This window comes from Streptomyces sp. NPDC046939, assembly GCF_040644575.1.
In the GTDB taxonomy this organism is placed as follows: domain Bacteria; phylum Actinomycetota; class Actinomycetes; order Streptomycetales; family Streptomycetaceae; genus Streptomyces.
Genome location: NZ_JBEYWV010000004.1, coordinates 164,590 through 189,455 on the forward strand (window position 1 = coordinate 164,590; position 24,866 = coordinate 189,455).

Sequence of the window (24,866 nt, forward strand, 5' to 3'; positions counted from 1 at the left end):
CTCGCCAGGTCCCGGATCGCCGCCGGGTTCCGGATCGTGGCCAGGTCCCGGATCGTCGCAGCGTCCTCGGTCTTCGCCGCGTCCCTGGTCTTCGCCGGGTCCCGGATCATCGCAGCGTCCTCGGACTTCGCCAGGTCCCGGATCGCCGCCGGGTTCCGGATCGTGGCCAGGTCCCGGATCGTCGCAGCGTCCTCGGTCTTCGCCGCGTCCCTGGTCTTCGCCATGTCCCGGATCGACGCCGGGTCCTCGGTCTTCGCCGGGTCCTCGGTCTTCGCCGGGTTCCGGATCGGCGCCAGTTCCTCGATCTCCGTGATGCGGGCGACCGCCGCCATTCCGCTGTTGAGGCCCACCCAGCCCTCCGTCAACTGTCCCAGCGGTGCCACCAGGTAGAAGAGGTACAGCAGGAACGCGATCAGGGACGCGATGTCGAGCGCGCCGGAGGCGACTCGCGCGCCGCCCACGCCCAGGACGCACAGGAACGCCACCTGGACCGAGACCAGCATCGAGACGTCGGAGGCGGCGGTCCAGCGGGCCACGGTCAGGCCCCGGTCGTGGGCGCGGCGGGCGGCGGCCGTGATCGCGGTGTGTTCGCGGGACTCGGCGCCGCTCGCCTTGACCGTGCGGAAGGACTGCAGCGCCCGGTCGAGGGCCGAGCCCATCGCGCCGACCGCGTCCTGCGCCTGGGTCTGGGCGCGTCGGATGTGCGGCATGAGCAGGGCGAGCGCGCCCGCGACCACCGCCAGGACGAGGAGCGTCACGCCGAGCAGGATCAGGTCCATGACGCCCATGAGCACGATGGCGCCGAGCAGGGTCAGCGCGCCGCTCGCCGACTCGACGAGGCTGTGCGACAGGACCGTGCGCAGGAGTGTGGTGTCGCTGGTGGCGCGGGTGAGGAGCGCGCCGGGCGTGAGGCGGTCGACGGCGGCCACGTCGAGGTGGAGCATGCGGGCAACGAGCCGGTCGCGGGCGCCGAGCACGACCGCTTCGCCGGTCCGCGCCATCAGATAGCTGCCGCCCGCCGTGAGCGCCGCCCCGGCGAGGACGACGAGGGTCAGCAGGAGCAGCGCCGGGGCGGGTGAGCGGTCCTCGGCGAAGGCCGTCACCGCGTACTTCGCCATCACCGGCATGGCCAGCCCGGCGCCCGATCCGGCGAGCGCGAGCACGCCCCCGAGGACGAGGGGGCGGGCGTGCGGCCGGGCGTGGGCGAGGAGCAGGCGCAGTTCAGCGGCCATCGAGCGGTGTCTTCGGTACGGCGGGGACGGTCATCAGCGGGCGGTACTCCGAGGCCGCCGCCCGCTCCCCCACGAGCCTGCCCTCGGCGGTGACCCAGGCGTGCGGGGCGAACGGCGGCGCGGCGCGCACCCCGGCGTGCCAGTCCGGCCAGGTGCCGGAGGCGCGGCACAGCAAGGCGATGGCGACGGAGCGGGGCAGGCAGCCGTACCAGCCCGCGCAGCGCCGGCTGGCGGTGACGACGGACTCGTACGCGGCCAGCGCCTCCGCGTAGGTGGCGGGGCGGGCGCCCCGGCCGATGAGTCCGAGCAGGCGGCGCAGCCGGTCGGGGCGGAGCCGGGCGATGAGGAGGGCGGCGCCGACGGCGAGGCGTATGCGCGGGCCGCGCCGGGCGTCGCGGCCCGGCATGGTCATCTCGGTGCTCATGGCGTGGCCATCTTGGCGTCGATGAGCTGCCGGGTGAGTGCGGCGACGTCGGCCTCGGCCCGGTCGCGGTCGATGTCGAAGGCGTCGAGGAGCCGTTCGACGGCGACGTCGGGTCCGTGGCCGTCGGCGAGGGCGGTGAGGACGACGGTGCCGGTCTCGTTCAACTGCCAGTAGGTTCCGGCGCGTTGGTCGAGGAGTACGCCGCCGAAGTCGGTGCCGGTGACCGCGATGCCGTCTCTGAGTCTCACGGGGTCGGGACCTTCCTGTGTGCGTCTGCGGGGGCGACGGCGCGGAGCCACATCTCGCAGGCGACCGTCGCGTCGATGGAGTGGCGGGTGTGGAGCGGGGAGTACGGGTCGGCGGCGAGGGCGTCGAGCCGGCCGACGTCGACGAGGCCGAGGGCGGCGAGCCGGGAGGCGTCCGGCGCCCACAGCCGCCGCAGTTCGTCGGCGTGGTGGACGAGCCCCTGCGTGTGGTCGCCGTTCATGTGGTCCTTGGTGGTGCGGGCGAGCAGCGGCGCGGGGACGACGTCGCGGACGGCCTCGGCGAGGAGCGGCTTGTAGCGTCCGGGGTCGATGCGGTCCGCGAGGCGTACGGCGAGCGTCGCCTCGATGACGTGGTCGGCGTACATGGGCGCGGCCACCGGCAGGCCGAGGGCGAGCCCGTACTCCTCCATGGCCTGGAAGTGGCGGGCGCCGATGCGGATCGTGTCGAGGTCGAGGTGGCGGCCGGGGCGCGGGGCGAGCGGTTCCGCGCCGGCCGCGGCGGTGCGGAACGCGTCGTGCACGAGGGCGCGGGCGTCCGGGGTCAGCCAGGGCGGCAGGGTCTGGCGGACGCCCCAGGACAGTTGCGGGGTGCGGGCGGTCGGGGCGGCCTCGTCGGTGACGGCCCCGGCCAGCCAGCGCGGGAAGGAGGGCCGGGTGAGCAGGGCGCGGGTCGTCGCGGCGAGCGGCCAGCCGAGTTGGTGGCGGACGGCGCCGACCCGGTTCCAGGCGGCCAGCGGGTGGCGGGGGAACAGGTCGCCGGAGGCGGCGGGCAGCCCCATGAACAGTTCGTCGCCGCCGTACCCGGTGAGGTGGCACTCGGACCCGGCGGCCGCGGCGCGGGCGAGCAGCATGCGGGCGCGGGCCCGGGCGGGGGCGACGGGCAGGGGTTCGTCGGTGAGTCCGTCCCCGCCGGGGCCGGGCGGGTCGCCGACGCCCGCGTAGAAGAGGGGCGCTTCGTCGGCGGGGACGACGTGGTGGGTGAGCGCCCCCTGGGTGGCGCGGGCGAGTTCGACGGCGCGCCGCGCCCACGTCTCGTCCTCCGCGTGGGCCTCCCGGGACGCCACGGTCACCAGGGTGAGCTGCTCGGGGGCGGTGCGGCGGGCGAGGAAGGCGAGGGACGTGGAGTCGAGGCCGCCGGAGAGTTCGGCGCTGACGCGGGCGCGGCCGGAGAGATGGGCGCGGACGGAGCGGTCGAGGGCGTCGGCGAGGCGTGCGCCGCCGTCGCCCAGGGGCAGCTCGGCGTCGGGGGCGTGCCACCAGCGCCGGGTGGCGGTGGTCCCGTCGGGCCGCAGGACGAGCGCGTACGCCGGATCGGTCTCGCTGACGCCCCGCCACACCGGTCGCCCGCTGAGCGGGTACGGCAGGAAGTCGAGGAGGCGCAGGGCGAGCGCGGTCTCGTCGAGCGCGGCGCCGGTGAGCCCGGCGAGGACGGCGGGCCGGTCGGAGACGAGGCGGGGCCCGGGGCCGTCGGTGACGTAGACGCGGCGCAGTCCGGAGGCGGTGCCGCGCACCCACGTCTCGGAGCCCGTACGGGAGATGACGTGGTGGACGCCGGGCAGTCGGCGGGCCAGGCGGCCGTGGAGGGCGGCGTCGCCGCGCGCGGCGCGCAGGTCGGCGGCGAGTTCGGAGGCGGGCGGCGCGTCGGGGCCGATGACGACGACGGCGGTGTCGTCCGCCGCGCCGCCGGCGCTGCTGAGGCGGCGCAGCGGTGTGCGGGCGACGAGCCAGGGGCGGCCGGACGGGTACCGGAGAACGCGGGTGCCGTCGTCGGGGGCGCCGCTGGGGAGAAGAGGCCCGGCCGCCGCACGGCCCGCGTCGGTGTCGGGCAGGACGACGAAGCAGTCGTGCTGGTGGCGGCCGGGCATCTTCACCGTTCCTGGATCGCTGGGTCGGTCGGGCTGGGCTCAGGTGAAGCGGCGGGTGATCCACTCCGAGTAGGCGCCGTAGAAGTAGCCGGCGGTCGTCTTCGTGAAGTCGCCCTGCTTGAACATCGCGGGCTTCGCGTACGCCTTCTTGGTCTTCCGCTGCTGCGTCTGCTTCTGCATGACCGTCCTCTCGCTGTGCTGTGCGTAACGGATGTGACTGGTGTGCAGCGTGTGAACGCCATGGCGATTCATAGCCAGTTCGTGAACGGACATGCGCGCAGAGCGACCGCTTCTGCTCTTTGACCTGAAGTGGTTCGTTACCGGCGGTAAGCACAGCGTTACGGTCAGGGTGACGTGGCTCACAAAACGAGCGCCCATGTCACATTCGCGCCCTCCCCCGCTGTCACGACAGTGAGCACCGACGGGAGGCAGTCATGTCCGACAGCACGGGCGAGCGCGTCGCCGACTGGGCCGACGGCCGGCTGGGGATCTACGGCCTGGGCCGCAAGTACCTGCGCAAGGTCTTCCCCGACCACTGGTCGTTCCTGCTGGGCGAGGTCTGCCTCTACACGTTCATCATCCTGATCCTGACCGGCGTCTACCTCACGCTCTTCTTCCACCCGTCGATGAACGAGGTGACGTATCAAGGCAGTTACGTCCCGCTGAAGGGCATCCGGATGTCCGAGGCGTACTCCTCGACGCTCGACATCAGCTTCGACGTACGCGGCGGACTGCTCATCCGGCAGATCCACCACTGGGCGGCGCTGATCTTCGTCGCGGCGATGTTCGTGCACATGATGCGGCACTTCTTCACCGGCTCGTTCCGCAAGCCGCGCGAGATGAACTGGCTGTTCGGCTGGCTCCTGCTGTTCATCGCCCTGTTCGAGGGCCTGCTCGGCTACTCGCTCCCCGACGACCTGCTCTCCGGCGCGGGCATGCGGCTCATCGAGGGCATGACGCTGTCCGTCCCGGTCGTCGGGACGTACCTGTCGTTCTTCCTCTTCGGCGGCGAGTTCCCGGGCACGGACATCGTGGCCCGTTTCTACTCGCTCCACATCCTGCTGCTGCCCGGCATCATGGCGGCGCTCGTGGTCACCCACCTGATCCTGGTCTTCTACCACAAGCACACGCAGTTCCCGGGCGCCGGAAAAACCGAGAAGAACGTGGTGGGCCAGCCCTTCTTCCCGGTCTACGTGGCCAAGGCAGGCGGCTTCTTCTTCCTCGTCTTCGGGGTGGTGGCGGCGATCGCGGCCATCGCGTCGATCAATCCGGTCTGGGTCTACGGCCCCTACCGCCCCGACCAGGTCTCCACGGGCGCCCAACCGGACTGGTACCTGGGCTTCGCGGAGGGCCTGGTCCGCGTGATGCCCGGCTGGGAGATCGCACTCTGGGGCCACACCCTCAACCTCGGCATCCTCGTCCCGTTCCTCGCGTTCCCGCTCTGGCTCGTCCTCATCGGGGTGTGGCCGTTCATCGAGGCGTGGGTCACGGGCGACCGCCGAGAACACCATCTCCTGGACCGCCCCCGGAACCGCCCCGTACGGACAGGTCTCGGAGTCGCCTGGATCACCGGCTTCCTCGTGGCCATGGCGGCGGGCGCGAACGATCTCTGGGCCACCCACTTCCACCTCTCCGTGAACGCCATCACGTGGTTCGCGCGGGTGGCGCTGTTCGCGGGGCCGGTACTGGCGTTCGTGCTGACCAAGCGGGTGTGCCTGGGCCTTCAGCGCCGCGACCGGGACAAGGTGCTGCACGGCCGCGAGACCGGGCTCATCAAGCGCCTCCCTCACGGGGAGTACGTGGAGGTACATGAGCCCCTGCCCCGGGAGGAGCTGTTCCGGCTGACGCAGCACGAGGAGCCGGTGGCTCTGGCGCCCGCTACGGGGGATCAGCGCGGGGTGCGGCCGCGGGTGCGGGTGGCTTTGTCCCGGTGGATGTACGGGGCCGGGGCCCGGGTCCCGAAGCCCCGTCCCGAGGAACTGGGGTCCGGCTCCTCCTCACATCACTGAGCCCCGCGCTCGAACTCGCACCACACGCTCTTGCCCGGGTCCCGCGCCCCCGTGCCCCACTTGTCCGCCAGCGCGGCTACGAGAAGCAGGCCCCGGCCGCTCTCGGCCTCGGGGCGCGGTTCGTTCACGGCGACCCTTCCGTCGCCGCTGTCCTCCACCTCGATCCTGATCACCCCGTCCTCCGCACACATCCCGATGTGCAACCGGAAACCCCGGCCCGGTGGCACGCCGTGCAGCAGCGCGTTCGTCGCCAACTCGCTCACGCACAAAAGTGCGTCGTCAAGACGTTCGGTTGCACGCCAATCCCGCAACGCCCAGGCTGTGAACGCGCGGGCCGCGGGAATCGATTTGCGTTCGCGGCGGTAGAACGCCTCGCGCTGGTACGGCAGTTGTTCCATGCGGTGACCTTCGTACGGGTGCGCCTCGTGGGGCAGCGCGTCAGGTCGTACATCTGCGTTTGTACGGGTTCGCTCCGCTCGGGGCGGGGTGAGGATGGGCAGGGTGCGCGTATGAAGAAACAGGTCACTTCGTGGCACGCGATCGGGGCGCAGATCGCGCACCTTCGTAAGTACGCAGGGATCACGCAGACGGGGTTGGCGGATTCGCTGAACATCAGCCACGACAAGATGGCCTCGATCGAGCAAGGGCGGCGCCCGCTTGATCAGTGTCTGGCGGGCCGGATCGACGACGGCCTGGACACCAAGGGGGTGCTGGCGATCGCCGTCGCCAAGGTGCCGAAGAAGGAGAAGTATCCGCTGATCGTTGCGGACCTGGTGGAGTTCGAGGAGGCAGCGCTGACGATTCTGACGTACGAGCAACAGGCCGTGCCGGGGTTGCTGCAGACCCCGGACTACATGCGGGCGATGTTCAAGGCCAGCTACCCGCCTGTCGGCAGCGAGAACGCCGAGGACTGGATCAACGGCCGTGTTGAGCGCCAGCGCATCTGGGAGCGCGAACATCCGCCTTGGGCCCACTTCATCATCGAGGAGTCCGCACTTCACAGGCCGGTCGGCGGCGCCGAGGTGATGCGTGAGCAGTACCGCCGCGTCCTGGAGTTGGGGCAGCTCCACTGCATGGGGGTGCAGATCATGCCGATGACGAGGTGGCCGCACGCCGGGATTCAAGGCCCGATGGTGTTGCTGGAGAGCCCCGACCACGACTTCGTAGCGTTCATCGAGGGGCACCGGGTCAGCACGGTTCTGGACGCCCCCGAAGACGTAAGTAACCTGCACACGAAGTATGGAATGCTGCAGTCTCAGGCGCTGTCTCCCGACGAGAGCGCTCGCCTGCTGGACGGACTGCTAGGAGCCACATGAACACCTCAGCACGACCGCGCGGCCACGAGTTCACGGAACTGGCCTGGTTCAAGTCCAGCTACAGCGGCGACCAAGGGGGCAACTGCTTGGAGGCCGCCTACGACTGGCGAAAGTCGACGTACAGCGGCGACGAAGGCGGCAACTGCGTCGAAGTTGCCACACATGCATCCGCGGTCCACGTTCGCGACTCCAAGAACGACCCAGGCACCGGCGCCATCCTCACCGTCAGCCCCGACACCTGGACCCACTTCCTCCGCACACATGTCACCCGGCCCTGAGAAAACGGCTAGGAGCATCGTGAGCACCGCCGGATCCGTCCGCGACCCGGGTGGCAACTGCCTCGAAGCCGCTTGGGACTGGCGGAAGTCGACTTACAGCAACAACGAGGGCGGCAACTGCGTCGAGGTCGCCACACACGCATCCGCCATCCACATCCGCGACTCCAAGAACGACCCCGCCACCGGAGCCACCCTCACCATCCGCCCCGACACCTGGACCCACTTCCTCCGCACACATGTCACCCAGCCCTGAGAGACGTATCGACGCCGCGCGCGTCAGGGAGCGGATTCTCGACCCGGACGCGCAGTCCGAGCCGTACATACTTCGGGACACCCATGTACGCGGCGCACTCGCCCTGGACGGGGCCGAGATCAGGCGGCTCGTGCGGTTCGAGGGGTGTCGGTTCGACGGGGCGATGACGTTGGAGGGCGCGAGCACACTCGCCTTCTCGGTGACGGACTGCGAGCTGCCCGGCTTCGTCGCGCCGACCGCGCAGATCGGCGGGCGGCTCGACCTGCGGGGTTCGAGGATCACGGGTGGGCGGCGCGGCGCCGTGAACGTCACGCTCACGCACATAGCGGGCGGGCTGATCCTCGACCACGCCCACCTCGTGGCCACCGATGGCATCGCCCTGCACGCGGGCGGCCTGATCATGCAGGGCGGCGTGTTCTGCAAGAACGGATTCGTGGCGGAGGGACAGGTGTTGTTCCCCGGGGCCGAGCTGCCCGGCGGGCTGTGGATGGACGGCGCGCGCATCACCGGCGTCGCTCCGGAGGAGGTCGCCTTCAACGGGGACGCGTTGCGGGCTTCGACGGTCCGGCTGCACCAGGGTTTCCGGGCCGAGGGGCGGGTGCGGTTGCGCGGGGCGCGGATCGATGACCTGCTGTCGTTCCATGAGGCCGAACTCATGGGCACGGGCGGGTCGTTGATGATGGTCGGGGCGCAGGTCGAAGCCCTCGACCTGCGGTTCGCACGGCCGCCCGCGGGCGGCGTGGACCTACGCAACGCGCGGGCGACCCGCCTCCAGGACCGGCCGACCACGTGGCGCGCGCCGCTGGGCCTGGACGGGCTGACGTACGACTGGATGGAGCTGACCAGGCCCACCCAGCGTGAGGACACGACGAACCGGCTGGCGTGGCTGAGGCTGCAGCGTGCGTTCACCCCGCAGCCGTACGAGCAGCTGGCCGCGTACTACCGGAAGCTGGGCCACGAGGAGGAGGCCCGCCGGGTCCTGCTCATACGGGAACGGCGGCGGCGGGCCACCCAGCGCCCCCTCGGCCGGGTGTGGGGGCTGCTCCTCGAAGCGACGGTCGGATATGGCTACCGGCCCTGGATCGCCGGGATCTGGCTGGTCGCGCTGACACTCATCGGCTCCGTCGTGTTCCACACGCACACGCCCCTCCCCAACAAGCCGGGCGAGGGCGCGCCGTTCAATCCCGTCGCGTACACCCTCGACCTGCTCATCCCGGTCGGCGGGCTCGGCCAGCGTGACGGCTGGCACTGGGCGGAGGCCGGCGTGCAAGGGCTCGCCTACGCGTTGATCGCTCTCGGCTGGGTCCTGACGACGACGGTCCTCGCCGGTGTGACGCGGGCGCTCAGCCGCCCGTAGGCGGCACCGCGCCCGCGGCTGTCACGGGGTCAGGCGGTCATGGGCCGCGGTGAGGGCGGCGACCGTGCGCGGGAAGTCCTTGAGCTGGTCGAGGAGCGAGTCGAGAGCGGGGAACAGGCACCGCGGCGGGACGTCGCGGGCGGCCAGGACGCCGGCGGTCCACAGGATGAAGTCGGTGAACAGGCGGGCGTCGTCGACGTAGACGGCGGTGGCGAGGTGGTTGACGATGTGTTCGATGTCCTCGACGGTGCGTTCCCGCTGGTACTCGCTGTACCGTCGCGTCTCGGGAAAGCCCCGCTCGACGTCGGCGAGGGTCCGCTCGATCAATCGCGGGCCGGTCCGGCGGACCATGGTGTATTCCTGGTCGGCCAGGTGCGGCAGGTCCATCTCGGGTGGCCCGGCCGCCTGCGCGCGGACCCCGGTCCGGTCCCGGCCGAGCAGGTCGGCGACGCCGGACGCGTCCTCGGCCCACTCGGCCCGCATCGACCGTGCGTAGCGGCCCCCCGGACCGAACGCGGCTCCTCCGGCGAGTACCGGGACGCCGATGCTCCGGCACGCGGCGATGGCGTTGTGGGCGCCGGGCAGCAAGGTCGGGATGGACGAGGAGAGCAGCACCGCCTGCGCACCGGTGCGGCGCGCGTACGTGACCAGGTGCTCGGTGGGAACATGCGCCCCCAGGTGGTCGACCCGCCAGCCCCTCAGCCGCAGCACTTCGCTGACCAGACGTGCGGGCAGCGCGTGCCACTCGCCGTCGACGCACGCCACCAGGGCCCTGCCGAGGTGTCCGCCGGGCGGAACGGCCACGCAGGCGTCGGCCACCGCCGCGACGCACCGCTCACTGATCGCCGTGGCCGCGTGCTCCTGCGCCACCGTGATGTCGTCGGCCGCCCAGGCCAGGCCCACCCGCTCCTGCACCGGCGCGACGAGTCCGAGCAGGACCCGCTCACCCGCGCTCTCCGCCGGTCCCGCTGCCGCCAGCGCGCGGCGCACGACGGCGACGGCGCGCATCTCGTCACCTTCACCGAGCGCGTGCCACAGGTGCTCGCGCTCCTCGTCGAGCATGTCGGTGTCGCTTCGGGCATTCACACCGTTCACCTTCTCCGGGGCTGCTGATTCACGGTTGCCGGTCGGTTGCCGGTCGCTTGTCGTGGGGCGCGCCGATCGCCAGGACGGCCATGTCGTCGTGGCGTCTGTCCCCCACCCACTGGGCGACGACCATCTGCACACGTTCAGTGACCACCTCGGGTGGCATCCCCGCGCACTGGGACAGCACGGTGCGCAGTCTGTTCTCACCGAACATCACGGTTCCCAGCGGCCCGCCGCGCGCCTCGGTGATCCCGTCGGTGAACAGCAGGCAGGTCTCCCCCGGCCGCAGGGTCACCTCGGCGGTGTCGAACTCGGTGTCGGGGAACGCGCCGAGCAGCGTGCCCGGGGCCCGGACCGTCTCGATGCGGCCGGTGGTGCGCACGATGAGCGGGGCCGGGTGCCCGGCGCTCGACAGCCGCAACCGGACGTGCGCGTCCTCGCGAACGACGGTGGCCAGGGCCAGGGTCACGAAGGCAGGCTGCTCGGAGGCGAGCAGTGCGCTGTTGAGGAGGGTGAGCAGGCGGGTGTGGTCGGCGGCGAACGGCACCAGTGCCCGGAGCGCGCTGCGGGTCCCGCGCGCGGTGACCGCCGCTTCCAGTCCCTTGCCGCACACGTCGCCCAGCACCACGACGGTCTCGGTCTCCGGGGTGTCGGCGGGGTACAGATCGTAGAAGTCGCCGCCGACGCGTTCACCCGCGACCGAGGCGCGGTAGCGGGCGGAGAAGCCGATGCCGTGCACCCGGCCGAGTTCGGGCGGCAGCAGGTCGCGCATGAGCACATCGGTGAGGTGCGCCTGGCGGGCGTGGCCGCGGGCGATGGACAGGGCGGCGCCGGCGCGTGCGGCGAAGAGCTGCGCGAAGGACTCCTCGCCGGGGGTGAACGTCGCCGCCCTGCGGCGGCGCAGCAGGACGAGGCATCCGACCGGCGCGCCGTGCCCCGGCAGCGGGACCACGGCCACAGACCCGATCCCGTCGGCGGCGTCCACGAACTCGTCCGGCACCGCCCAGGGCGGGAGCTGCCGGGGATCGATCCAGCGGGAGGACACCGTGGGCAGCCCCGACAACGCCTCGGCCAGGCCCGGGAGTTGCTCCGGGTCCAGGGCGATGTGCTCCTGCACCACCGGACCGTCGGCGGTGCACCGGGTCACGGGGTGGCCGGTGTCGTCGCCCGGACCGACGATCACCGCCGCGTCCGCCAGGTTCCGCGCCGCTCGTCGCACGGTCGCCCTCATGCAGCGTTCGACGTTCATCGAGGCGAGCAGTTCGGAGGAGAGCTCTTGCAGCAGACCGGCCCGCGCCCGTTCGCGCGCCAGCTCCCGCGCGACGGCGGCCGGAGCGTGGTCACCGACCAGCCACCACGTCACCGTGCCGTTCGAACCCGGCCCCGCGAGCGCGTTCACCCGGCGTCCGCCGAGGCGGCCGCCCGCCCACACCGACGGGGAGCCCCCGTCACCGGTGTGCCGCAGGTGGGCCTCGACCAGCCACGCGGGCGCCGCCGCTGCCAGCGGAAGACCGACGGCTACCCCGGGCAGCGCCACACTGGCCTGCTCGTTGTGGGACAGCACGATGCCGTCCGCGTCCACTGTCACCGTTGGATACGGGTCCGCTTGCTGCGCTGCGGTTCTTACGCCACGAAGATTGTTCTGCTCCGGCAAGGAGACCATCGACTCGGAACCCACTGGCGCGGATTCCCACCACCCCATCCGCTCGACGGCAGAGAGCGCCACGTTACCGGGGGCATATGACTATCGGTGGTGGTTCGTCATTCTTCTGACAATTGTGGGCCGTCTGGTGCACAATCGGCCCCGCACGGGCGGGCCGCCGTCCAGAGGCGGTCGAAACGGCCGGTCAGAAGTTGCCGCCGCCCCCGAAGTCGCCGCCCCCGCCTCCGAAGTCGCCGCCTCCGCCGAAGTCGCCCCCGCCGCCGAAGTCACCGAAGTCCGACGTGTCGAAGTCGGCGCCGGAGTAGTCGCCGCCGCCGAAGGTGTCGCCGCCGAAGTCGCCGTACCCGGAGCCGTAGTCGGCCGCGTAGGCCGGGCCCGACATCATCGAGCCGAGCATCGTGCCGACGAGGAGGCCGGGGAGCATGCCGCCGCCGAAGTAGCCGCCTGCCCAGGGGCCGTACATGGGCCCGGCGTCGTAGTAGGGGCGGCGTTCGCCCGCGCCCGCGTCGACCGTGCGGATCATGGGCTCGGCCCCGTCGCGCAGGCGGGTGGCGTCGGCGGCGCAGACGGGGACCTGGCGGGGCGCGCCGCCGGGCGGGGTCCATTCGGCGTCCTCGACGGAGGGGCCGTGGCGGGGGTCGAAGAAGCAGGGGGCGCGGCGTTCGGGCAGCGGGCGGCCCTCGCGGCGGGCGGCGAGGAGGGCGAGGGAGAAGCGGCCGTCCTCCAGGGCCTGGGTCACCGCGCGCACGTCCTCGGGGCGCTGGGCGGCGGCCATGTACTGCTTGGCCTTCTCGTACGCGTCGAGCGCCCGTTCGTAGTCGGCGCGCATCGCGTCGTCGGCGCCCGCCTCCGCCGGGTGGAAGTCGAGCCGGTCCAGTTCCTCGCCGAACGCGGTGATGTCCTCGTCGACGACGACCCGCAGCTTTTCGAGGGCCTCGCGCTGTTCCTGCTCCTTGCGGCGCCGGTTGCGGCGGGACAGGGCGTACACGCCCGCGCCGCCGAGCACGACGACCGCGCCGACGCCGATCAGCGGTCCGGCCGAGACGCCGTCGCTCCCGTCGTCCACCCCGCTCCAGGATGAGGGCGCGGAACCCCGGGCCGTGCGGACCGCCGTGGAGACGAAGTCGTCGAGCTGCTCGCGCAGCGGTTCGCCGCGCACGCTCGTCGTCAGGTTCTGAACGGCCGCGTTCGACATGACCTGGTGGTCGGCGCGCGCCTCGAAGGCGTCCCCGAGCCGCACCCCGTAGACGCCGACGACGCCCGTCTTCGTACGGAGGTCGGTGAACAGGGCCCGCTTCGGGAAGTCGGCGGGGAGCACGGCCACCATCACCGGCTTGTCCGCGTTCTTGATCTTTCGTTCGAGCGCGTCGACGTCCGCCCGGGTCAGCTCGTCGGAGACCGCCGGGTCGACGTAGACGGGGCTCTTCTCCAGGGCGTCGGCCACCGTGGCGACGTCCGAGGCGGCGGAGGCGTTGGGCACGGCGGCGAACGTCGCCGCCAGGGCGAGCAGGGGGGCGGCGACGGCCGCGAGGATGGGCCTCATACCCCGACGCTAACCCAGGCGGGGTGTGAATGGCGGGTCGGGGTGTTCGCGACGTGAAGTCTTGACGTGAGCATGGAAGGCCCTTTTACTCACGACTTGAATAAAGCCATGAGAGTGCACCGTTGGACCGCTTCGGCCGTCCTGCTCTTGGACTTCTGGGACACAGGAGGCATTTCGTGCGCACCCCCACACCCCTGCTCCGGCTGTTGCTGGCCGGGGCACTCACCACCGCCGGGCTCACCGGCGTCGGACTCGGAGCCGCGGCCGGCCCGGCCCACGCGGCCGGTGAACAGGTCACCGCCTACCTCACCACCACCGACGACAGCGGCGGCCGCCACGTCACCCGCGGGCTGCAGCAGCAGGCCCCGGTCGCCTTCCAGGCGGGCACGGGCGGCAGCGGCACCAACATCACCGTCGACGAGAACACCCGCTACCAGACGTTCACCGGCGGCGGCGCCTCCTTCACGGACACCGCCGCCTGGCTCATGAACAGCAGCGGCGCCCTGTCGTCGGCCACCCGCGACGCCACGATGAGGAAGCTGTTCTCCCCCACCGAGGGCATCGGGCTCTCCTTCATCCGCAACCCCATGGGCGGCTCGGACCTCGCCCGCTTCGGTTATACGTATGACGACGTGCCGGCCGGGCAGACCGACCCCTCGCTCGCCAAGTTCTCCCTCGCGCACGACCAGGCCGACGTCCTCCCCCTCACCAAGCAGGCCAAGCAGCTCAACCCCGCCGCCACCGTCATGGCGTCGCCGTGGACCGCGCCCGCCTGGATGAAGGACAGCGGGCAGCTCAACGGAGGCTGGCTCAAGGCCGAGAACTACGGCACCTACGCCAACTACTTCGTGAAGTACATCCAGGGGTACCAGGCCGCCGGCGTCCCCATCGACTACGTCACCGCGCAGAACGAGCCGACCTGCTGTTCGGGCTACCCCTCCATGAGCTGGAACGGCTCAGGGCTCGCCTACTTCACCAAGAGCGAGCTGCTGCCCAAGCTCGCGGGCGCGGGGCTCAGGACCAAGGTGCTCGCGCACGACTGGAACTGGGACACCTACGACGCCTACGCCGCCCCGACCGTGGACGACGCCGCCGTGCGCGCCCACCCGAACTTCGGCGGCGTCGCCTGGCACGGCTACGGCGGCGACATCGCCAAGCAGACCGAGGTGCACAACAAGTACCCGCAGCTCGACGCCTTCCAGACCGAGCACTCGGGCGGCACCTGGATCGCCAACCAGCAGCGCGAGGACATGATGAACATCATCGACTACACCCGCAACTGGGCGAAGTCGGTGACCAAGTGGTCCCTCGCCGTCGACCAGAACCGGGGGCCGCACAACGGCGGCTGCGGTACGTGCGACGGGCTCATCACCGTCCACAACGGTGACGCGCGCAGCGGGCAGGTCGACTACAACATCGAGTACTACACGATGGGGCACCTGACGAAGTTCGTCCGGCCGGGAGCTTCCAGGATCGCCTCGACCGGTTCCAGCGCCGTGCCGAACGTCGCCTGGCGCAACACCGACGGCTCGAAGGCGGTCATCGCCTACAACGACGCGTCGAGCGCGCAGAACGTCACCCTCAACTGGGGCGGGCAGCACCTCACGTACTCCCTGCCGGGGAAGACGTCGGCGACCTTCACCTGGAGCGGGACGCAGGCCGGCGGGGCCGACCGGGTGGGAGCCTTCCACGGGCTCGGGGGCAAGTGCCTCGACGTGCGGGACGGGTCCACGGCCAACGGGGCCGTCGCGCAGATCTGGTCCTGCGTCTCCGGGTCGCAGAACCAGACCTGGACGGTCAAGGCGGACGGCACCGTGCGGGCGCTGGGCAAGTGCCTCGACGTGAGCGGGGGGTCCACCGCCGACGGGGCCAAGGTGCAGTTGTACGACTGCAACGGGAGCGGCGCGCAGCAGTGGCGGTACGAGGCCGGGTCCGGGGATCTGGTGAACTCCGCGTCCGACAAGTGCCTTGATGTGACCGGGAATTCGAGCGCGGACGGGACTGCTACGCAGGTCTGGTCGTGCACCGGTGCGGCGAATCAGAAGTGGGCCCTGTCGTAGGTGGCCGTCACGGGGCTCTGCCCCGGACCCCGCTCCTCAAGCGCCGGAGGGGCTTGATTTCAAGCCCCTCCGGCAATGCGGGCTACTCGACCGGCTCGACGCCCGCCCTCAGAAGCCCGTACGTGTACGCGTCCTCCAGCGCTCCCCACGACGCCGCGATCACGTTCTCCGCGACGCCCACCGTCGACCACTCCCCCGCGCCGTCCGTCGTGGAGATCAGGACGCGGGTCGTGGAGGACGTGCCGTGCTTGCCCTCCAGGATGCGGACCTTGTAGTCGACCAGCTCCATCTTGGCGAGCTGGGGGTAGATGCGTTCGAGGCCGACGCGCAGGGCCCGGTCGAGGGCGTTGACCGGGCCGTTGCCCTCGGCGGTGGCGACGATGCGCTCGCCCTTGGCCCAGAGCTTCACGGTCGCCTCGTTGGCGTGGGTGCCGTCGGGGCGGTCCTCGACGATGGCGCGCCAGGACTCCACGCGGAAGTAGCGGCGGGCGCGGCCCTCGGCCTCCTCGCGCAGGAGGAGTTCGAAGGAGGCGTCGGCGGCCTCGTAGGTGTAGCCCTTCAGCTCGCGGTCCTTGACGCGCTCGACGACACGGCCGACCAGCTCGCGGTCGCCGGAGATGTCGACGCCCAGCTCCTTGCCCTTGAGCTCGATGGAGGCGCGGCCCGCCATGTCGGAGACGAGCATGCGGATGCGGTTGCCGACGAGTTCGGGGTCGATGTGCTGGTAGAGGTCCGGGTCGACCTTGATGGCGGAGGCGTGCAGGCCCGCCTTGTGGGCGAAGGCGGAGACACCGACATAGGGCTGGTGCGTGGACGGGGTCAGGTTCACGACCTCGGCGATCGCGTGCGAGATGCGGGTCATCTCGCTGAGCGCGCCCTCGGGAAGGACCTTCTTGCCGTACTTGAGCTCCAGGGCGGCGACGACCGGGAAGAGGTTGGAGTTGCCGACGCGCTCGCCGTAGCCGTTGGCGGTGCACTGCACGTGGGTGGCGCCCGCGTCGACGGCGGCGAGGGTGTTGGCGACGGCGCAGCCCGTGTCGTCCTGGGCGTGGATGCCGAGCCGGGCGCCGGTGTCGTCGAGGACGGTGTGCACGATCGCCTGCACCTGGGCGGGGAGCATGCCGCCGTTGGTGTCGCAGAGGACGACGACGGAGGCGCCCGCCTCGTGGGCGGTGCGTACGACGGACTTCGCGTAGGCCGGGTTGGCGCGGTAGCCGTCGAAGAAGTGCTCGCAGTCGACGAAGACGCGGCGGCCCTGCGCGACCAGGTACGAGACGGTGTCGCGGACCATCTCCAGGTTCTCGTCGAGGGTGGTGCGCAGTGCCAGTTCGACGTGCCGGTCGTGCGACTTCGCGACCAGGCAGATCACCGGGGCGCCGGCGTCGAGGAGGGCCTTGACCTGCGGGTCCTCCGACGCCTTGGCGCCCGCGCGGCGGGTCGCGCCGAACGCCACGAGCTGGGCGTTCTGGAAGTCGATCTCTTTCTGCGCGCGGGCGAAGAACTCCGTGTCACGGGGGTTGGCGCCGGGCCAGCCGCCCTCGATGAAGCCCACGCCGAAGTCGTCCAGGTGCCGTGCGATGGTCAGCTTGTCCGCGACGGTGAGGTTGATGCCCTCGCGCTGCGCGCCGTCGCGCAGCGTCGTGTCGAAGACGTGGAAGGAATCGTCGAGTTCGTTCATGCTGATCTGGCTCCTGATTTGGGATCTCGGTCTACCGGAATGACCGGTTCCACCGTCCGACTATGATCCCGCGCGCTCTCCGCCTGGCAGGGGTGGGCCAGAAACGAGAAAAACCTCTCGCGGGTGCGAGAGGTCTGCGCGCGGGTCGAGGACGACGGTGTCCGCCCGTACGTGGTCGTACGAGACGGTCACTGCGGACCGGCGCGCCTGCTGCCAATAATCATGGCGAACGAGAGCACGCCCGCAGTCTGCCACAGCCCGGACAAGGTCCGGACCGTGGTCTCACGATGCGGGCGGCCCCGCTCGCGGGGCGGCGCCTACGCCACGGGCTCCATGGCCGTGTCCGCCGGCTTCACCCGGTTGAGGTCGATGTCGCGGGTCTCGCGCATGGTGAGGTAGACGATCAGCGACACGGCCGCGCAGCCGGCCACGTACCAGTAGAAGCCGGATTCGGCGCCGGCGTCCTTGAACCACAGGGCGACGTACTCCGCGGTGCCGCCGAACAGGGCGTTGGCGACGGCGTACGGGAGCGCGACGCCGAGGGCGCGGATGCCGGTCGGGAAGAGTTCGGCCTTCACGCACGCGTTGATCGACGTGTAGCCGGTGACGACGACCAGCGCGAGCAGCGCCAGACCGAGCGCCGGCCAGAACGAGCCCGCGTGCCGCAGCAGCGTCATGATCGGCACCGTCAGGAACGTCGAGCCGACGGCGAACGTGATCAGCAGCGGGCGGCGCCCGATCCGGTCCGAGAGCGCGCCCGCGAGCGGCTGGAGACAGGCGAAGACGATCAGCGCGCAGAACGAGACCAGGGTCGCCGTCTGCTTGCTGAGCCCGGCCGAGTTCGACAGGTACTTGGTGAGGTAGGTGGTGTACGTGTAGTACGCCACCGTGCCGCCCATGGTCAGCGCGACGACGAGGAACGCCTCGCGCTTGTGCGCCCACAGGGCCTTCATCGTGCCCTTGCCGTCGCCGCCGACGCCCGCCTCCGCGTCGGCCGACTCCTCGTAGACCTCCGTCTCCAGCATGTTGCGGCGCAGATAGAAGATGATCGCCGCGCCGAGCGCGCCCACGATGAACGGGATGCGCCAGCCCCAGCCGTGCAGGGCGTCGTCGGACAGGGTGCGCTGGAGGATGATCAGCAGCCCGAGGCCGACGATCTGGCCCGCCGTCATCGACACGTACTGGAAACTGGAGGCGAAGCCGCGCCGCTTCGGGTCGGACGCCTCGGTGAGATAGGTGGCGCTGGCCGCGTACTCGCCGCCGACCGACAGGCCCTGGAGGAGCCGGGCGACCAGGAGGACGACGGCGCCGCCGTACCCGGCGACCGCGTACGTCGGCGCGACCGCGATCAGCACGGCCGACGCCGACATCAGCGTCACGGTCAGGGTCAGCGCCGCCTTGCGGCCCTTGCGGTCACCGACCCGGCCGAGCAGCCAGCCGCCGACCGGACGCATGAAGAAGCCGACCGCGAAGATCCCGGCCGTGTTCATGAGCTGGGCGGTGGGGTTGCCGTCGGGGAAGAACGAGCCCGCGAAGTACGTCGCGAAGCTCGCGTAGACGAACCAGTCGAACCACTCGACCATGTTCCCGGCCGAGCCGACCAGGACCTTCTTCCATTGCTCTCGTCCCATGAGGGGCCACGATGAGGGGTCGTCGCTGGACGTGACAAGGGTGTCACAGGCAACGATCGCGCGTACTTGCGTTCATTGCGTTCACGCGATGCGCGCCAGCTCCGCGAACGTCGCCAGCCAGTGGTCCGTCGTGAAGTCGCCGCTGTCCACCGCCGGGAGACCCGCGGCGAGGTGCGCGTCCGCCGCTTCGGTGAGCCGCGGTCGTACGGGGCTGTCCTCCGGCAGCGCGGCCGCGATGTGGCGCAACGCCGCCGCCCGGGACAGGGTCAGCCCGAGCAGGTGGCCGATCTGCGGGTCCGCGTGGTCCGAGACGACCGGTACCTCCAGTACGGGGCAGGGGGCGCCGGTGCGCAGCGCGGGCAGGAAGCGGTCCAGCCACACCTCGAACTCCGCCGCGCCCAGGACCCTGCGCATCGCGTCCGCCTCGCTCAGCGCGGGCGACAGGAAGTCCTGGCCCGAGGGCTCCCAGTGGGCGGGGGCGTCATGGTCGTCGGCGAACCAGGTGCGCAGGCGGTTCCTGACGTCGTCGAGCGTCGCGGTCGTCAGCCCCGCCGCCGCGCCCGTGTCCAGGATCAGGCCGAGCGCGAACGCGCTGTTGCTGTGGACGCCGTGGCGGACCGGGTACGTGGCCTTCGGCAGCCAGGCGGTCAGCAGGCGTTCCACCGCGTCGACCGCCGGGGCGAAGGCTTCTGCGTACGGCGTGTCCCGGCACTCCGCCGCCAGCGCGGTCAGCCAGGCCCAGCCGTACGGGCGCTCGAAACCGGGCCTGTCCAGGAGGTAGGCGGCCTCCGTGGTCAGGTTCGGGGTGGTGAGGTGGCGGTCCAGGATCTCGGTGTACGTCGCCCGGGTCGCGGCGGGGAGATCCGGGAGGGTCCGCACGAGCAGCCAGTGCATGTGCACGGAGGAGTGCCAGTCGTAGGCGCCGTAGAACGCGGGGTGGAGGGTTCGGGGGCGGGTGTTCTCTGTGTGGCTGGAGATCAGGTGGGCGGGGAAGTTGGGGAACTCGCGGGTGACGTTGGCTGCTGCCAGCTCAGCGGTGTCCTCCGGGGTGAGCATGGGGGGGCCTCTCGGGGTTGAGGGTGCGGGGTGGCGTCTGCGGGGTGGGGTTGCGTTGCCGGGTGCGGGTTGCGTTGTGGCTGGTCGCGCAGTTCCCCGCGCCCCTGGAGGCATGCGGCTTCGCCGCGCCTCCCTCGATGAGATCGCGCACGCAGTGCGCATCTCAGGGGCGCGGGGAACTGCGCGAGCAACCACGACGCGAGCTTCAGCCAAGAACGGCGCGAAAGGGGCAGGCGCTCAGTGGGTCGTGCCCTCTGTTGCTCTCAGGTCCGCTCGGGTCGAGGCGGCAGCCCGAAGCAGCGCCGTGATCCCTGTGGCCACCACCCCGGGCGGGAGCGACGGTGCCGTGCCGTCCGGGACCTGGGCCGGGGCCCAGGGGACGTGGACGAAGCCGCCCCGGACGTCCGGGAACTCGGTCGCCAGCAGATGCGCGAGGCCGAACGCCACGTGGTTGCAGACGAACGTGCCCGCCGTGTTGGAGAGCGCGGCCGGCACCCCGGCCTCCCGCATCGCCGCCACGCACGCCTTCACCGGCAGCGTGGAGAAGTAGGCCGCCGGGGCGCCGGGGATCACCGGCTCGTCGATCGGCTGGGCGCCCGCGTTGTCGGGGATGCGCGCGTCGTCGACGTTGATGGCGACGCGTTCGACGGTGACGCCGGGACGGCCTCCCGCCTGGCCGAGGGCGACGACCAGTTCGGGCCGGACCCGCTCCACGGCGGACCGCAGCTCCTTCAGCGACTCCCCGAAGACGCAGGGGAGCTGCACCGCCCTCACCTCCAGCCCCTCCGGTGGCGCGGCGGCGACAAGCTCCGCCGCCTGCCAGGACGGGTTCACTTCCTCCCCGCCGAACGGTTCGAACCCCGTGAGCAAGACCCGGGTCATAGCTGCGTCCTTCCTAGACCGCGAAAACGGCCATGATCACGATGTTGCAGACGAGGAGCGCGAGGCCCGTCGGGAGCTGCGCCTTGATCGGCCCGTACTGATCCTTCAGTTCGAGCAACGACGCGGGGACGATGTTGAAGTTGGCGGCCATCGGCGTGCAGAGCGTGCCGGAGAACCCGGCGAGCATGCCGATGGCGAGGACGGCGGCCTCGTTGCCGTGCATCTGCTGGATGAGGACGGGCCAGCCGATGGCCGCGGTCATGACGGGGAACGCGGCGAACGCGTTGCCCATGATCACGGTGAACAGGAACATGCCGACGCAGTAGGCGATCACCGCGAAGTACTTGGAGTTGTCGGGCAGGACGTCGTTGACGATCTTGCCTACCTGCGTGCCGACACCCGCGACCGCGAAGATCGAGCCGAGCACCGACAGGAGCTGGGGCAGGAGCAGCGCGGAGCCCATCGCCTCCAGCATGGAGCGGCCGGAGTGGATGGGGACGGAGACCTTGCGCTCGCCCGTCACCAGCATGCCGACGATCAACGCCACGATGCAGCCGAGGCCGAGCCCGATCAGCGTCGCCTTTCCGGTCTCGAACAGGCCCGACTCGTCCAGGAAGGACGCGCAGACGATGGCGACGATGGGGATGGTGACGGCGGGGATGAACAGCTTGTTGCCGAGCCGGGCCGCCGACGCCTCGCGCTGCTCCTGTGTCGTCGTGACCGGCTCGCCCTTGCCGATGAAGTTGAATCCGGCGAGGACGATCAGCGCGAGGACGGCGACGCCGAGCGGTTCCGCGGGCAGGCTCCAGCTCGCGCCGCCGTCGACGACCCCGGTGCCGTAGGGGAAGGTCAGTCCGAGGAGCCCCCAGAACGCGGCGGACGTCCACCGCTTGGGGTTGCTCGCGTCCCGCGCCATCTGGAGGGCCATGACGACGAAGACGAGACCGATGAGCCAGTAGAGCCATTCGACCTTGATCACTTGGCGGACTCCTCACGGCTCTGACCGGGCGTCTTGGGCGGCAGCGGCAGATCGTTCTCGGCGGCGGCCAGCGCCATCTCGCGCTCCAGCTGCTTGTCGAGCAGGAGCAGCCGCGCACCGTGGATGACGAAGGCGCAGACGGCCAGCGGGATGGCCCACAGGGCGAGTTGGGTGGGCTCCAGCTCCTGGTGGTACGTGGAGTTGACGAAACCGGTGATCAGCAGGATGGAGCCGATCGCGATGAAGCAGTCCTCGCCGAAGAAGAGACCGACGGTGTCGGCGGAGGAGGAGTAGGAGCGGACCTTCTCACGCAGCTTGTCGGGGAGGGCCGCCCCGGCGGTGCGTTCGGCGGCGGCCTCCGCCATCGGGGCTACGAGCGGGCGCACGGTCTGCGCGGGGCCGCCGAGGTTGTTCAGGCCGAAAGCGGCCGTGACCTGGCGGACCAGGAGGTAGACGGTGAGGAAGCGGCCGGCGCTGAGCTTGCCGAGCTTTCCGATCAGGGTGCGGGCCTGCTCGCGGAGCCCGTAGCGCTCGAGGAGTCCGATCACCGGGAGCACGATGGCGAAGACCGTGACGGAGCGGCTGTCGGCGAACGCGTGGCCGAAGGCCGCGAGGATCTCCTGCGGGTTCATCTTGCCGAGCAGTCCGGTGGCGATGCCGGCGACGCCGACCACCAGGACGGGATTGCGGCGCGTGACGAATCCGAGGATCACCACGAGCACGCCGAGTAGCACGATCATGCGGCTGCCTTCTTTGCCGACGAGGGCACGGGAGAGCACAGGGCGGCATGGGAGCGGAGGGTCCTCTTCACGGACCTCTCCTTCCATGGGGGATGCACGGACCCTAGGTGATCGTTGAACGATCGAACAAGAGGCAAGTTGAGGTTGTGGCGCATCAGCCATCAAATCCACCTCTTGTCGGATTGTTGAACGATCGCTTACGTTGAGCGGGTGATGCAGATCGACCTCAACGCCGACCTCGGCGAAGGCTTCGGCCGCTGGACGCTCACCGACGACGAGGCCCTCCTCACCGTGGTGACCAGCGCCAACGTCGCCTGCGGCTTCCACGCGGGCGACCCCGCCGTCATGCGCCGGGTCTGCGACCTGGCCGCCGAGCGCGGAGTGCGGATCGGCGCGCAGGTCTCCTACCGGGACCTCGCCGGGTTCGGCCGCCGCGCCATGGACGTACCGCCGGACGAGCTGGCCGCCGAAGTGGCGTACCAGATCGGGGCGTTGCGGGTGTTCGCACAGGCGGCCGGGGCCGAGGTGACGTACGTCAAACCGCACGGCGCGCTCTACAACCGCACGGTCCACGACGACGCGCAAGCCCACGCCGTGGTCGCCGGGGTCCGGCTCGCGGGCGGCGATCTGCCGGTCCTGGGCCTGCCCGGCTCGAAACTCCTCACCGCCGCCGAGGAAGCGGGCCTCACCCCCGTACGGGAAGCCTTCGCCGACCGCGCCTACACCCCCGAAGGCACCCTCGTGTCGCGCCGCGAACCGGGCGCCGTGGTCGAGGACGCCGACGCCGTGGTGCGCCGGTCCGTCGGTTTCGCCGTGGACGGCTCGGTCGAGGCGGTCGACGGTACGCGCGTCGCGGTCGCCGCCCGCTCGCTGTGCGTGCACGGCGACACCCCGGGCGCCGCCCGGATCGCCGCACGGGTGCGCGCCGCCCTCGAAGAGGCCGGTGTCACGGTGGGTGCGTTCACATGAGCGCGGACCTGGTGGTCCGTCCGGCGGGGCGCCACGCGCTCCTCGTCGAACTCCCCGACGCCGAGCGCACCGGCGCCTTCCACGCGGAGCTGCTGCGCCGCAGGGCGGACGGCACGCTGCCGCCGGTCGCCGAGATCGTCCCCGGCGCGCGCACGGTCCTGCTCGACGGCGTCCCCGACCCGGCCGCGCTCACCCGCCGCCTCACCGAATGGTCCGTCCCCGCCGCTCCCCCGGCCGACGGCGACGTGGTGACGATCCCGGTCGAGTACGACGGCCCGGACCTCGCGGAGGTCGCCGCGCTGTGGGGCGTCCCCGAGGACGAGGTGGGCGCCCGGCACGCCTCGTACACCTACCGCGTGGCGTTCTGCGGCTTCGCCCCCGGCTTCGGCTACCTGACGGGCCTCCCCGAACCCCTCCACGTCCCGCGCCGCGCGACCCCGCGCACAAGGGTCCCGGCGGGAGCGGTTGCCCTGGCGGGCCCGTACTCGGCGGTGTACCCGAGGGCGACCCCGGGCGGCTGGCAAATCATCGGCACGATGAAGGACCCGTCCCGCTTGTGGAACACCGAGCGAGAACAGGCGGCCCTCCTGACCCCTGGAACCCGGGTCAGGTTCAGCGCCCCAGGGGCGCGGGGAACTGCGCGACCAGCCACGAACAACGATCAGTCGGCGTCCAACGATCAGCGCCACGGCGACCAGCCGAACCCGAGCGAACGATGACAACAAAACTGACGGTGACGCGCCCCGGCGCCCTGACCACGATCCAGGACGCGGGACGACCGGGCCACGCCCACCTGGGCGTACCGAGGTCAGGCGCCCTGGACGCCCCTTCGATGAACCTGGCCAACAGACTGGTCGGCAACCCACAGGGCACCCCCGTCCTGGAGACGACCCTCACGGGCTGCGCCGTACGCCCGGACACAGACATCACGGCAGTGATCGGCGGCGCCCCCTGCCCGGTCACCGTCAATGGAAGACCCGCCCCCTGGGGCACCCCGATCCACGTCCCGGCCGGAGCCACTCTCGACGCCGGCCCCGCAACGGCCGGCATCCGCTCCTACGTGGCGATCGCGGGCGGCATCGCGGCAGACCCCGTACTCGGCAGCCGCTCCACCGACCTCCTCTCGGGGCTGGGCCCGGCCCCCCTGGCGCAGGGCGACCTCATCCCCGTAGGCCGAGCCACCCGCACCGCACCGCCCGCGCTCCCCGTCGCCCCGCCCTGGCCCGCGCCCCCCGCCGAACTGGTCCTCCCGGCCCGGTTCGGCCCCCGCGCGGACTGGTTCACGGAGGCGGCCCTGCGCACCTTCCTGACCGCCACCTACACGGTCTCGGTGCACAGCAACCGCATCGGCCTGCGCACCGAGGGCCCGGCCCTCGAACGCGCGACGGAGGGTGAGCTGCCCAGCGAGGGCATGGTGCTCGGCGCGGTGCAGGTGCCGCCGGACGGCCGCCCGGTGGTCTTCCTGCACGACCACCCGACGACCGGCGGCTACCCGGTGATCGCCGTGGTCGCGGAGGAGGCCCTGGCGGCAGCGGCGCAGGCGGTGCCGGGCACGCCGGTCCGCTTCGCGCCCTGCTGA

24 protein-coding genes are annotated in these 24,866 nt (G+C 71.4%); 9 read left to right on the plus strand and 15 right to left on the minus strand.

Annotated elements, in window-relative coordinates:
• The 5 genes from ABZ877_RS06280 to ABZ877_RS06300 all read right to left on the minus strand — a co-directional run.
• On the minus strand, positions 1-1,232 hold a 1,232-nt coding region (locus ABZ877_RS06280), incomplete at its 3' end, for an ABC transporter ATP-binding protein (protein WP_361065192.1).
• Complete coding sequence (locus ABZ877_RS06285; protein ID WP_361065195.1) at positions 1,222-1,656, minus strand: lasso peptide biosynthesis B2 protein; 435 nt, start codon at positions 1,654-1,656, stop codon at positions 1,222-1,224. The genes ABZ877_RS06280 and ABZ877_RS06285, both read right to left, overlap by 11 nt.
• Positions 1,653-1,904: a lasso peptide biosynthesis PqqD family chaperone gene (locus tag ABZ877_RS06290; protein WP_361065198.1), complete on the minus strand. Its 252-nt coding sequence runs from the start codon at positions 1,902-1,904 to the stop codon at positions 1,653-1,655. Before ABZ877_RS06290 ends, ABZ877_RS06285 begins: the two co-directional genes overlap by 4 nt.
• Positions 1,901-3,787, minus strand: coding sequence for an asparagine synthase-related protein (locus ABZ877_RS06295; RefSeq protein ID WP_361065201.1), 1,887 nt, complete (start codon positions 3,785-3,787; stop codon positions 1,901-1,903). Before ABZ877_RS06295 ends, ABZ877_RS06290 begins: the two co-directional genes overlap by 4 nt.
• A gap of 39 nt (positions 3,788-3,826) precedes the next feature.
• Complete coding sequence (locus ABZ877_RS06300; RefSeq protein WP_361065204.1) at positions 3,827-3,967, minus strand: keywimysin-related RiPP; 141 nt, start codon at positions 3,965-3,967, stop codon at positions 3,827-3,829.
• Positions 3,968-4,221: 254 nt separating this feature from the next.
• On the opposite strand from ABZ877_RS06300, the gene ABZ877_RS06305 reads away from it, so the two are divergent.
• Positions 4,222-5,796, plus strand: coding sequence for a cytochrome bc complex cytochrome b subunit (locus ABZ877_RS06305; RefSeq protein ID WP_361065208.1), 1,575 nt, complete (start codon positions 4,222-4,224; stop codon positions 5,794-5,796).
• Here the strand turns inward: ABZ877_RS06305 and ABZ877_RS06310 are convergent.
• Entirely contained in the window at positions 5,790-6,194 is a 405-nt protein-coding gene (locus tag ABZ877_RS06310; protein ID WP_361065211.1) for an ATP-binding protein, read from the minus strand. The genes ABZ877_RS06305 and ABZ877_RS06310 overlap by 7 nt on opposite strands.
• A 111-nt stretch (positions 6,195-6,305) precedes the next feature.
• On the opposite strand from ABZ877_RS06310, the gene ABZ877_RS06315 reads away from it, so the two are divergent.
• Genes ABZ877_RS06315 through ABZ877_RS06330 form a run of 4 tightly spaced genes read left to right on the plus strand, consistent with a single transcriptional unit; the run spans position 6,306 to position 9,000 of the window.
• Positions 6,306-7,112 carry a helix-turn-helix transcriptional regulator gene (locus ABZ877_RS06315; RefSeq protein ID WP_361065214.1) on the plus strand — a complete coding sequence of 269 codons (807 nt, stop codon included), beginning with the start codon at positions 6,306-6,308 and terminating at the stop codon, positions 7,110-7,112.
• The gene (locus ABZ877_RS06320; RefSeq protein WP_361065217.1) at positions 7,109-7,390 is read left to right on the plus strand and encodes a DUF397 domain-containing protein; all 282 of its coding nucleotides are present in this window, start codon (positions 7,109-7,111) and stop codon (positions 7,388-7,390) included. Before ABZ877_RS06315 ends, ABZ877_RS06320 begins: the two co-directional genes overlap by 4 nt.
• Before the next feature lie 19 nt (positions 7,391-7,409).
• Positions 7,410-7,643 carry a DUF397 domain-containing protein gene (locus ABZ877_RS06325; RefSeq protein ID WP_361065220.1) on the plus strand — a complete coding sequence of 78 codons (234 nt, stop codon included), beginning with the start codon at positions 7,410-7,412 and terminating at the stop codon, positions 7,641-7,643.
• Positions 7,627-9,000: an oxidoreductase gene (locus ABZ877_RS06330; RefSeq protein ID WP_361065223.1), complete on the plus strand. Its 1,374-nt coding sequence runs from the start codon at positions 7,627-7,629 to the stop codon at positions 8,998-9,000. Before ABZ877_RS06325 ends, ABZ877_RS06330 begins: the two co-directional genes overlap by 17 nt.
• A 21-nt stretch (positions 9,001-9,021) precedes the next feature.
• On the opposite strand, the gene ABZ877_RS06335 is transcribed toward ABZ877_RS06330, so the two are convergent.
• The 3 genes from ABZ877_RS06335 to ABZ877_RS06345 form a co-directional block, all read right to left on the minus strand.
• Entirely contained in the window at positions 9,022-10,086 is a 1,065-nt protein-coding gene (locus ABZ877_RS06335; RefSeq protein ID WP_361065226.1) for a cobalamin B12-binding domain-containing protein, read from the minus strand.
• A gap of 28 nt (positions 10,087-10,114) precedes the next feature.
• A complete protein-coding gene (locus ABZ877_RS06340; RefSeq protein ID WP_361065229.1) occupies positions 10,115-11,674 on the minus strand; it encodes a GAF domain-containing SpoIIE family protein phosphatase in 1,560 nt (519 codons plus the stop codon).
• 259 nt (positions 11,675-11,933) lie between these two features.
• Positions 11,934-13,292, minus strand: coding sequence for a hypothetical protein (locus ABZ877_RS06345; RefSeq protein WP_361065232.1), 1,359 nt, complete (start codon positions 13,290-13,292; stop codon positions 11,934-11,936).
• Between the two features lie 176 nt (positions 13,293-13,468).
• On the opposite strand from ABZ877_RS06345, the gene ABZ877_RS06350 reads away from it, so the two are divergent.
• A complete protein-coding gene (locus tag ABZ877_RS06350) occupies positions 13,469-15,352 on the plus strand; it encodes a ricin-type beta-trefoil lectin domain protein (RefSeq protein ID WP_361065235.1) in 1,884 nt (627 codons plus the stop codon).
• Positions 15,353-15,434: 82 nt separating this feature from the next.
• Here the strand turns inward: ABZ877_RS06350 and cimA are convergent, their stop codons facing one another.
• The 6 genes from cimA to ABZ877_RS06380 all read right to left on the minus strand — a co-directional run bounded on the left by cimA (position 15,435) and on the right by ABZ877_RS06380 (position 22,318).
• Positions 15,435-17,030 (minus strand): citramalate synthase, encoded by a 1,596-nt coding sequence (gene cimA / locus ABZ877_RS06355; RefSeq protein WP_361065238.1) that lies wholly within the window; start codon positions 17,028-17,030, stop codon positions 15,435-15,437.
• Between the two features lie 317 nt (positions 17,031-17,347).
• A complete protein-coding gene (locus ABZ877_RS06360; RefSeq protein WP_361065241.1) occupies positions 17,348-18,661 on the minus strand; it encodes an MFS transporter in 1,314 nt (437 codons plus the stop codon).
• Between the two features lie 81 nt (positions 18,662-18,742).
• Positions 18,743-19,717, minus strand: a complete 975-nt coding sequence (locus tag ABZ877_RS06365; RefSeq protein ID WP_361065244.1) for a DUF2891 domain-containing protein — start codon at positions 19,715-19,717, stop codon at positions 18,743-18,745.
• Between the two features lie 237 nt (positions 19,718-19,954).
• The gene (gene pcp, locus ABZ877_RS06370) at positions 19,955-20,599 is read right to left on the minus strand and encodes a pyroglutamyl-peptidase I (protein ID WP_361065247.1); all 645 of its coding nucleotides are present in this window, start codon (positions 20,597-20,599) and stop codon (positions 19,955-19,957) included.
• Positions 20,600-20,612: 13 nt separating this feature from the next.
• Positions 20,613-21,578, minus strand: a complete 966-nt coding sequence (locus tag ABZ877_RS06375) for a DUF979 domain-containing protein (RefSeq protein WP_361065250.1) — start codon at positions 21,576-21,578, stop codon at positions 20,613-20,615.
• Complete coding sequence (locus ABZ877_RS06380) at positions 21,575-22,318, minus strand: DUF969 domain-containing protein (RefSeq protein WP_361065253.1); 744 nt, start codon at positions 22,316-22,318, stop codon at positions 21,575-21,577. Before ABZ877_RS06380 ends, ABZ877_RS06375 begins: the two co-directional genes overlap by 4 nt.
• A gap of 213 nt (positions 22,319-22,531) precedes the next feature.
• On the opposite strand from ABZ877_RS06380, the gene ABZ877_RS06385 reads away from it, so the two are divergent.
• Genes ABZ877_RS06385 through ABZ877_RS06395 form a run of 3 tightly spaced genes read left to right on the plus strand, consistent with a single transcriptional unit; the run spans position 22,532 to position 24,866 of the window.
• Positions 22,532-23,287 (plus strand): 5-oxoprolinase subunit PxpA, encoded by a 756-nt coding sequence (locus ABZ877_RS06385; protein WP_361065547.1) that lies wholly within the window; start codon positions 22,532-22,534, stop codon positions 23,285-23,287.
• A complete protein-coding gene (locus tag ABZ877_RS06390) occupies positions 23,284-24,006 on the plus strand; it encodes an allophanate hydrolase subunit 1 (protein ID WP_361065256.1) in 723 nt (240 codons plus the stop codon). The genes ABZ877_RS06385 and ABZ877_RS06390 overlap by 4 nt, the downstream gene beginning before the upstream one ends.
• Complete coding sequence (locus ABZ877_RS06395) at positions 24,003-24,866, plus strand: biotin-dependent carboxyltransferase family protein (RefSeq protein WP_361065259.1); 864 nt, start codon at positions 24,003-24,005, stop codon at positions 24,864-24,866. Before ABZ877_RS06390 ends, ABZ877_RS06395 begins: the two co-directional genes overlap by 4 nt.

Coding starts and splice junctions, on each gene's coding strand:
- ABZ877_RS06315 (WP_361065214.1), top strand. CDS start 6,306: ATGAAGAAACAGGTCACTTCGTGGCACGCGATCGGGGCGCAGATCGCG.
- ABZ877_RS06385 (WP_361065547.1), top strand. CDS start 22,532: ATGCAGATCGACCTCAACGCCGACCTCGGCGAAGGCTTCGGCCGCTGG.
- ABZ877_RS06300 (WP_361065204.1), bottom strand. CDS start 3,967: ATGCAGAAGCAGACGCAGCAGCGGAAGACCAAGAAGGCGTACGCGAAG.
- ABZ877_RS06320 (WP_361065217.1), top strand. CDS start 7,109: ATGAACACCTCAGCACGACCGCGCGGCCACGAGTTCACGGAACTGGCC.
- ABZ877_RS06330 (WP_361065223.1), top strand. CDS start 7,627: ATGTCACCCAGCCCTGAGAGACGTATCGACGCCGCGCGCGTCAGGGAG.
- ABZ877_RS06380 (WP_361065253.1), bottom strand. CDS start 22,318: ATGATCGTGCTACTCGGCGTGCTCGTGGTGATCCTCGGATTCGTCACG.
- pcp (WP_361065247.1), bottom strand. CDS start 20,599: ATGACCCGGGTCTTGCTCACGGGGTTCGAACCGTTCGGCGGGGAGGAA.
- ABZ877_RS06365 (WP_361065244.1), bottom strand. CDS start 19,717: ATGCTCACCCCGGAGGACACCGCTGAGCTGGCAGCAGCCAACGTCACC.
- ABZ877_RS06285 (WP_361065195.1), bottom strand. CDS start 1,656: ATGAGCACCGAGATGACCATGCCGGGCCGCGACGCCCGGCGCGGCCCG.
- ABZ877_RS06305 (WP_361065208.1), top strand. CDS start 4,222: ATGTCCGACAGCACGGGCGAGCGCGTCGCCGACTGGGCCGACGGCCGG.
- ABZ877_RS06295 (WP_361065201.1), bottom strand. CDS start 3,787: ATGCCCGGCCGCCACCAGCACGACTGCTTCGTCGTCCTGCCCGACACC.
- ABZ877_RS06390 (WP_361065256.1), top strand. CDS start 23,284: ATGAGCGCGGACCTGGTGGTCCGTCCGGCGGGGCGCCACGCGCTCCTC.
- ABZ877_RS06395 (WP_361065259.1), top strand. CDS start 24,003: ATGACAACAAAACTGACGGTGACGCGCCCCGGCGCCCTGACCACGATC.
- ABZ877_RS06310 (WP_361065211.1), bottom strand. CDS start 6,194: ATGGAACAACTGCCGTACCAGCGCGAGGCGTTCTACCGCCGCGAACGC.
- cimA (WP_361065238.1), bottom strand. CDS start 17,030: ATGAACGAACTCGACGATTCCTTCCACGTCTTCGACACGACGCTGCGC.
- ABZ877_RS06360 (WP_361065241.1), bottom strand. CDS start 18,661: ATGGGACGAGAGCAATGGAAGAAGGTCCTGGTCGGCTCGGCCGGGAAC.
- ABZ877_RS06345 (WP_361065232.1), bottom strand. CDS start 13,292: ATGAGGCCCATCCTCGCGGCCGTCGCCGCCCCCCTGCTCGCCCTGGCG.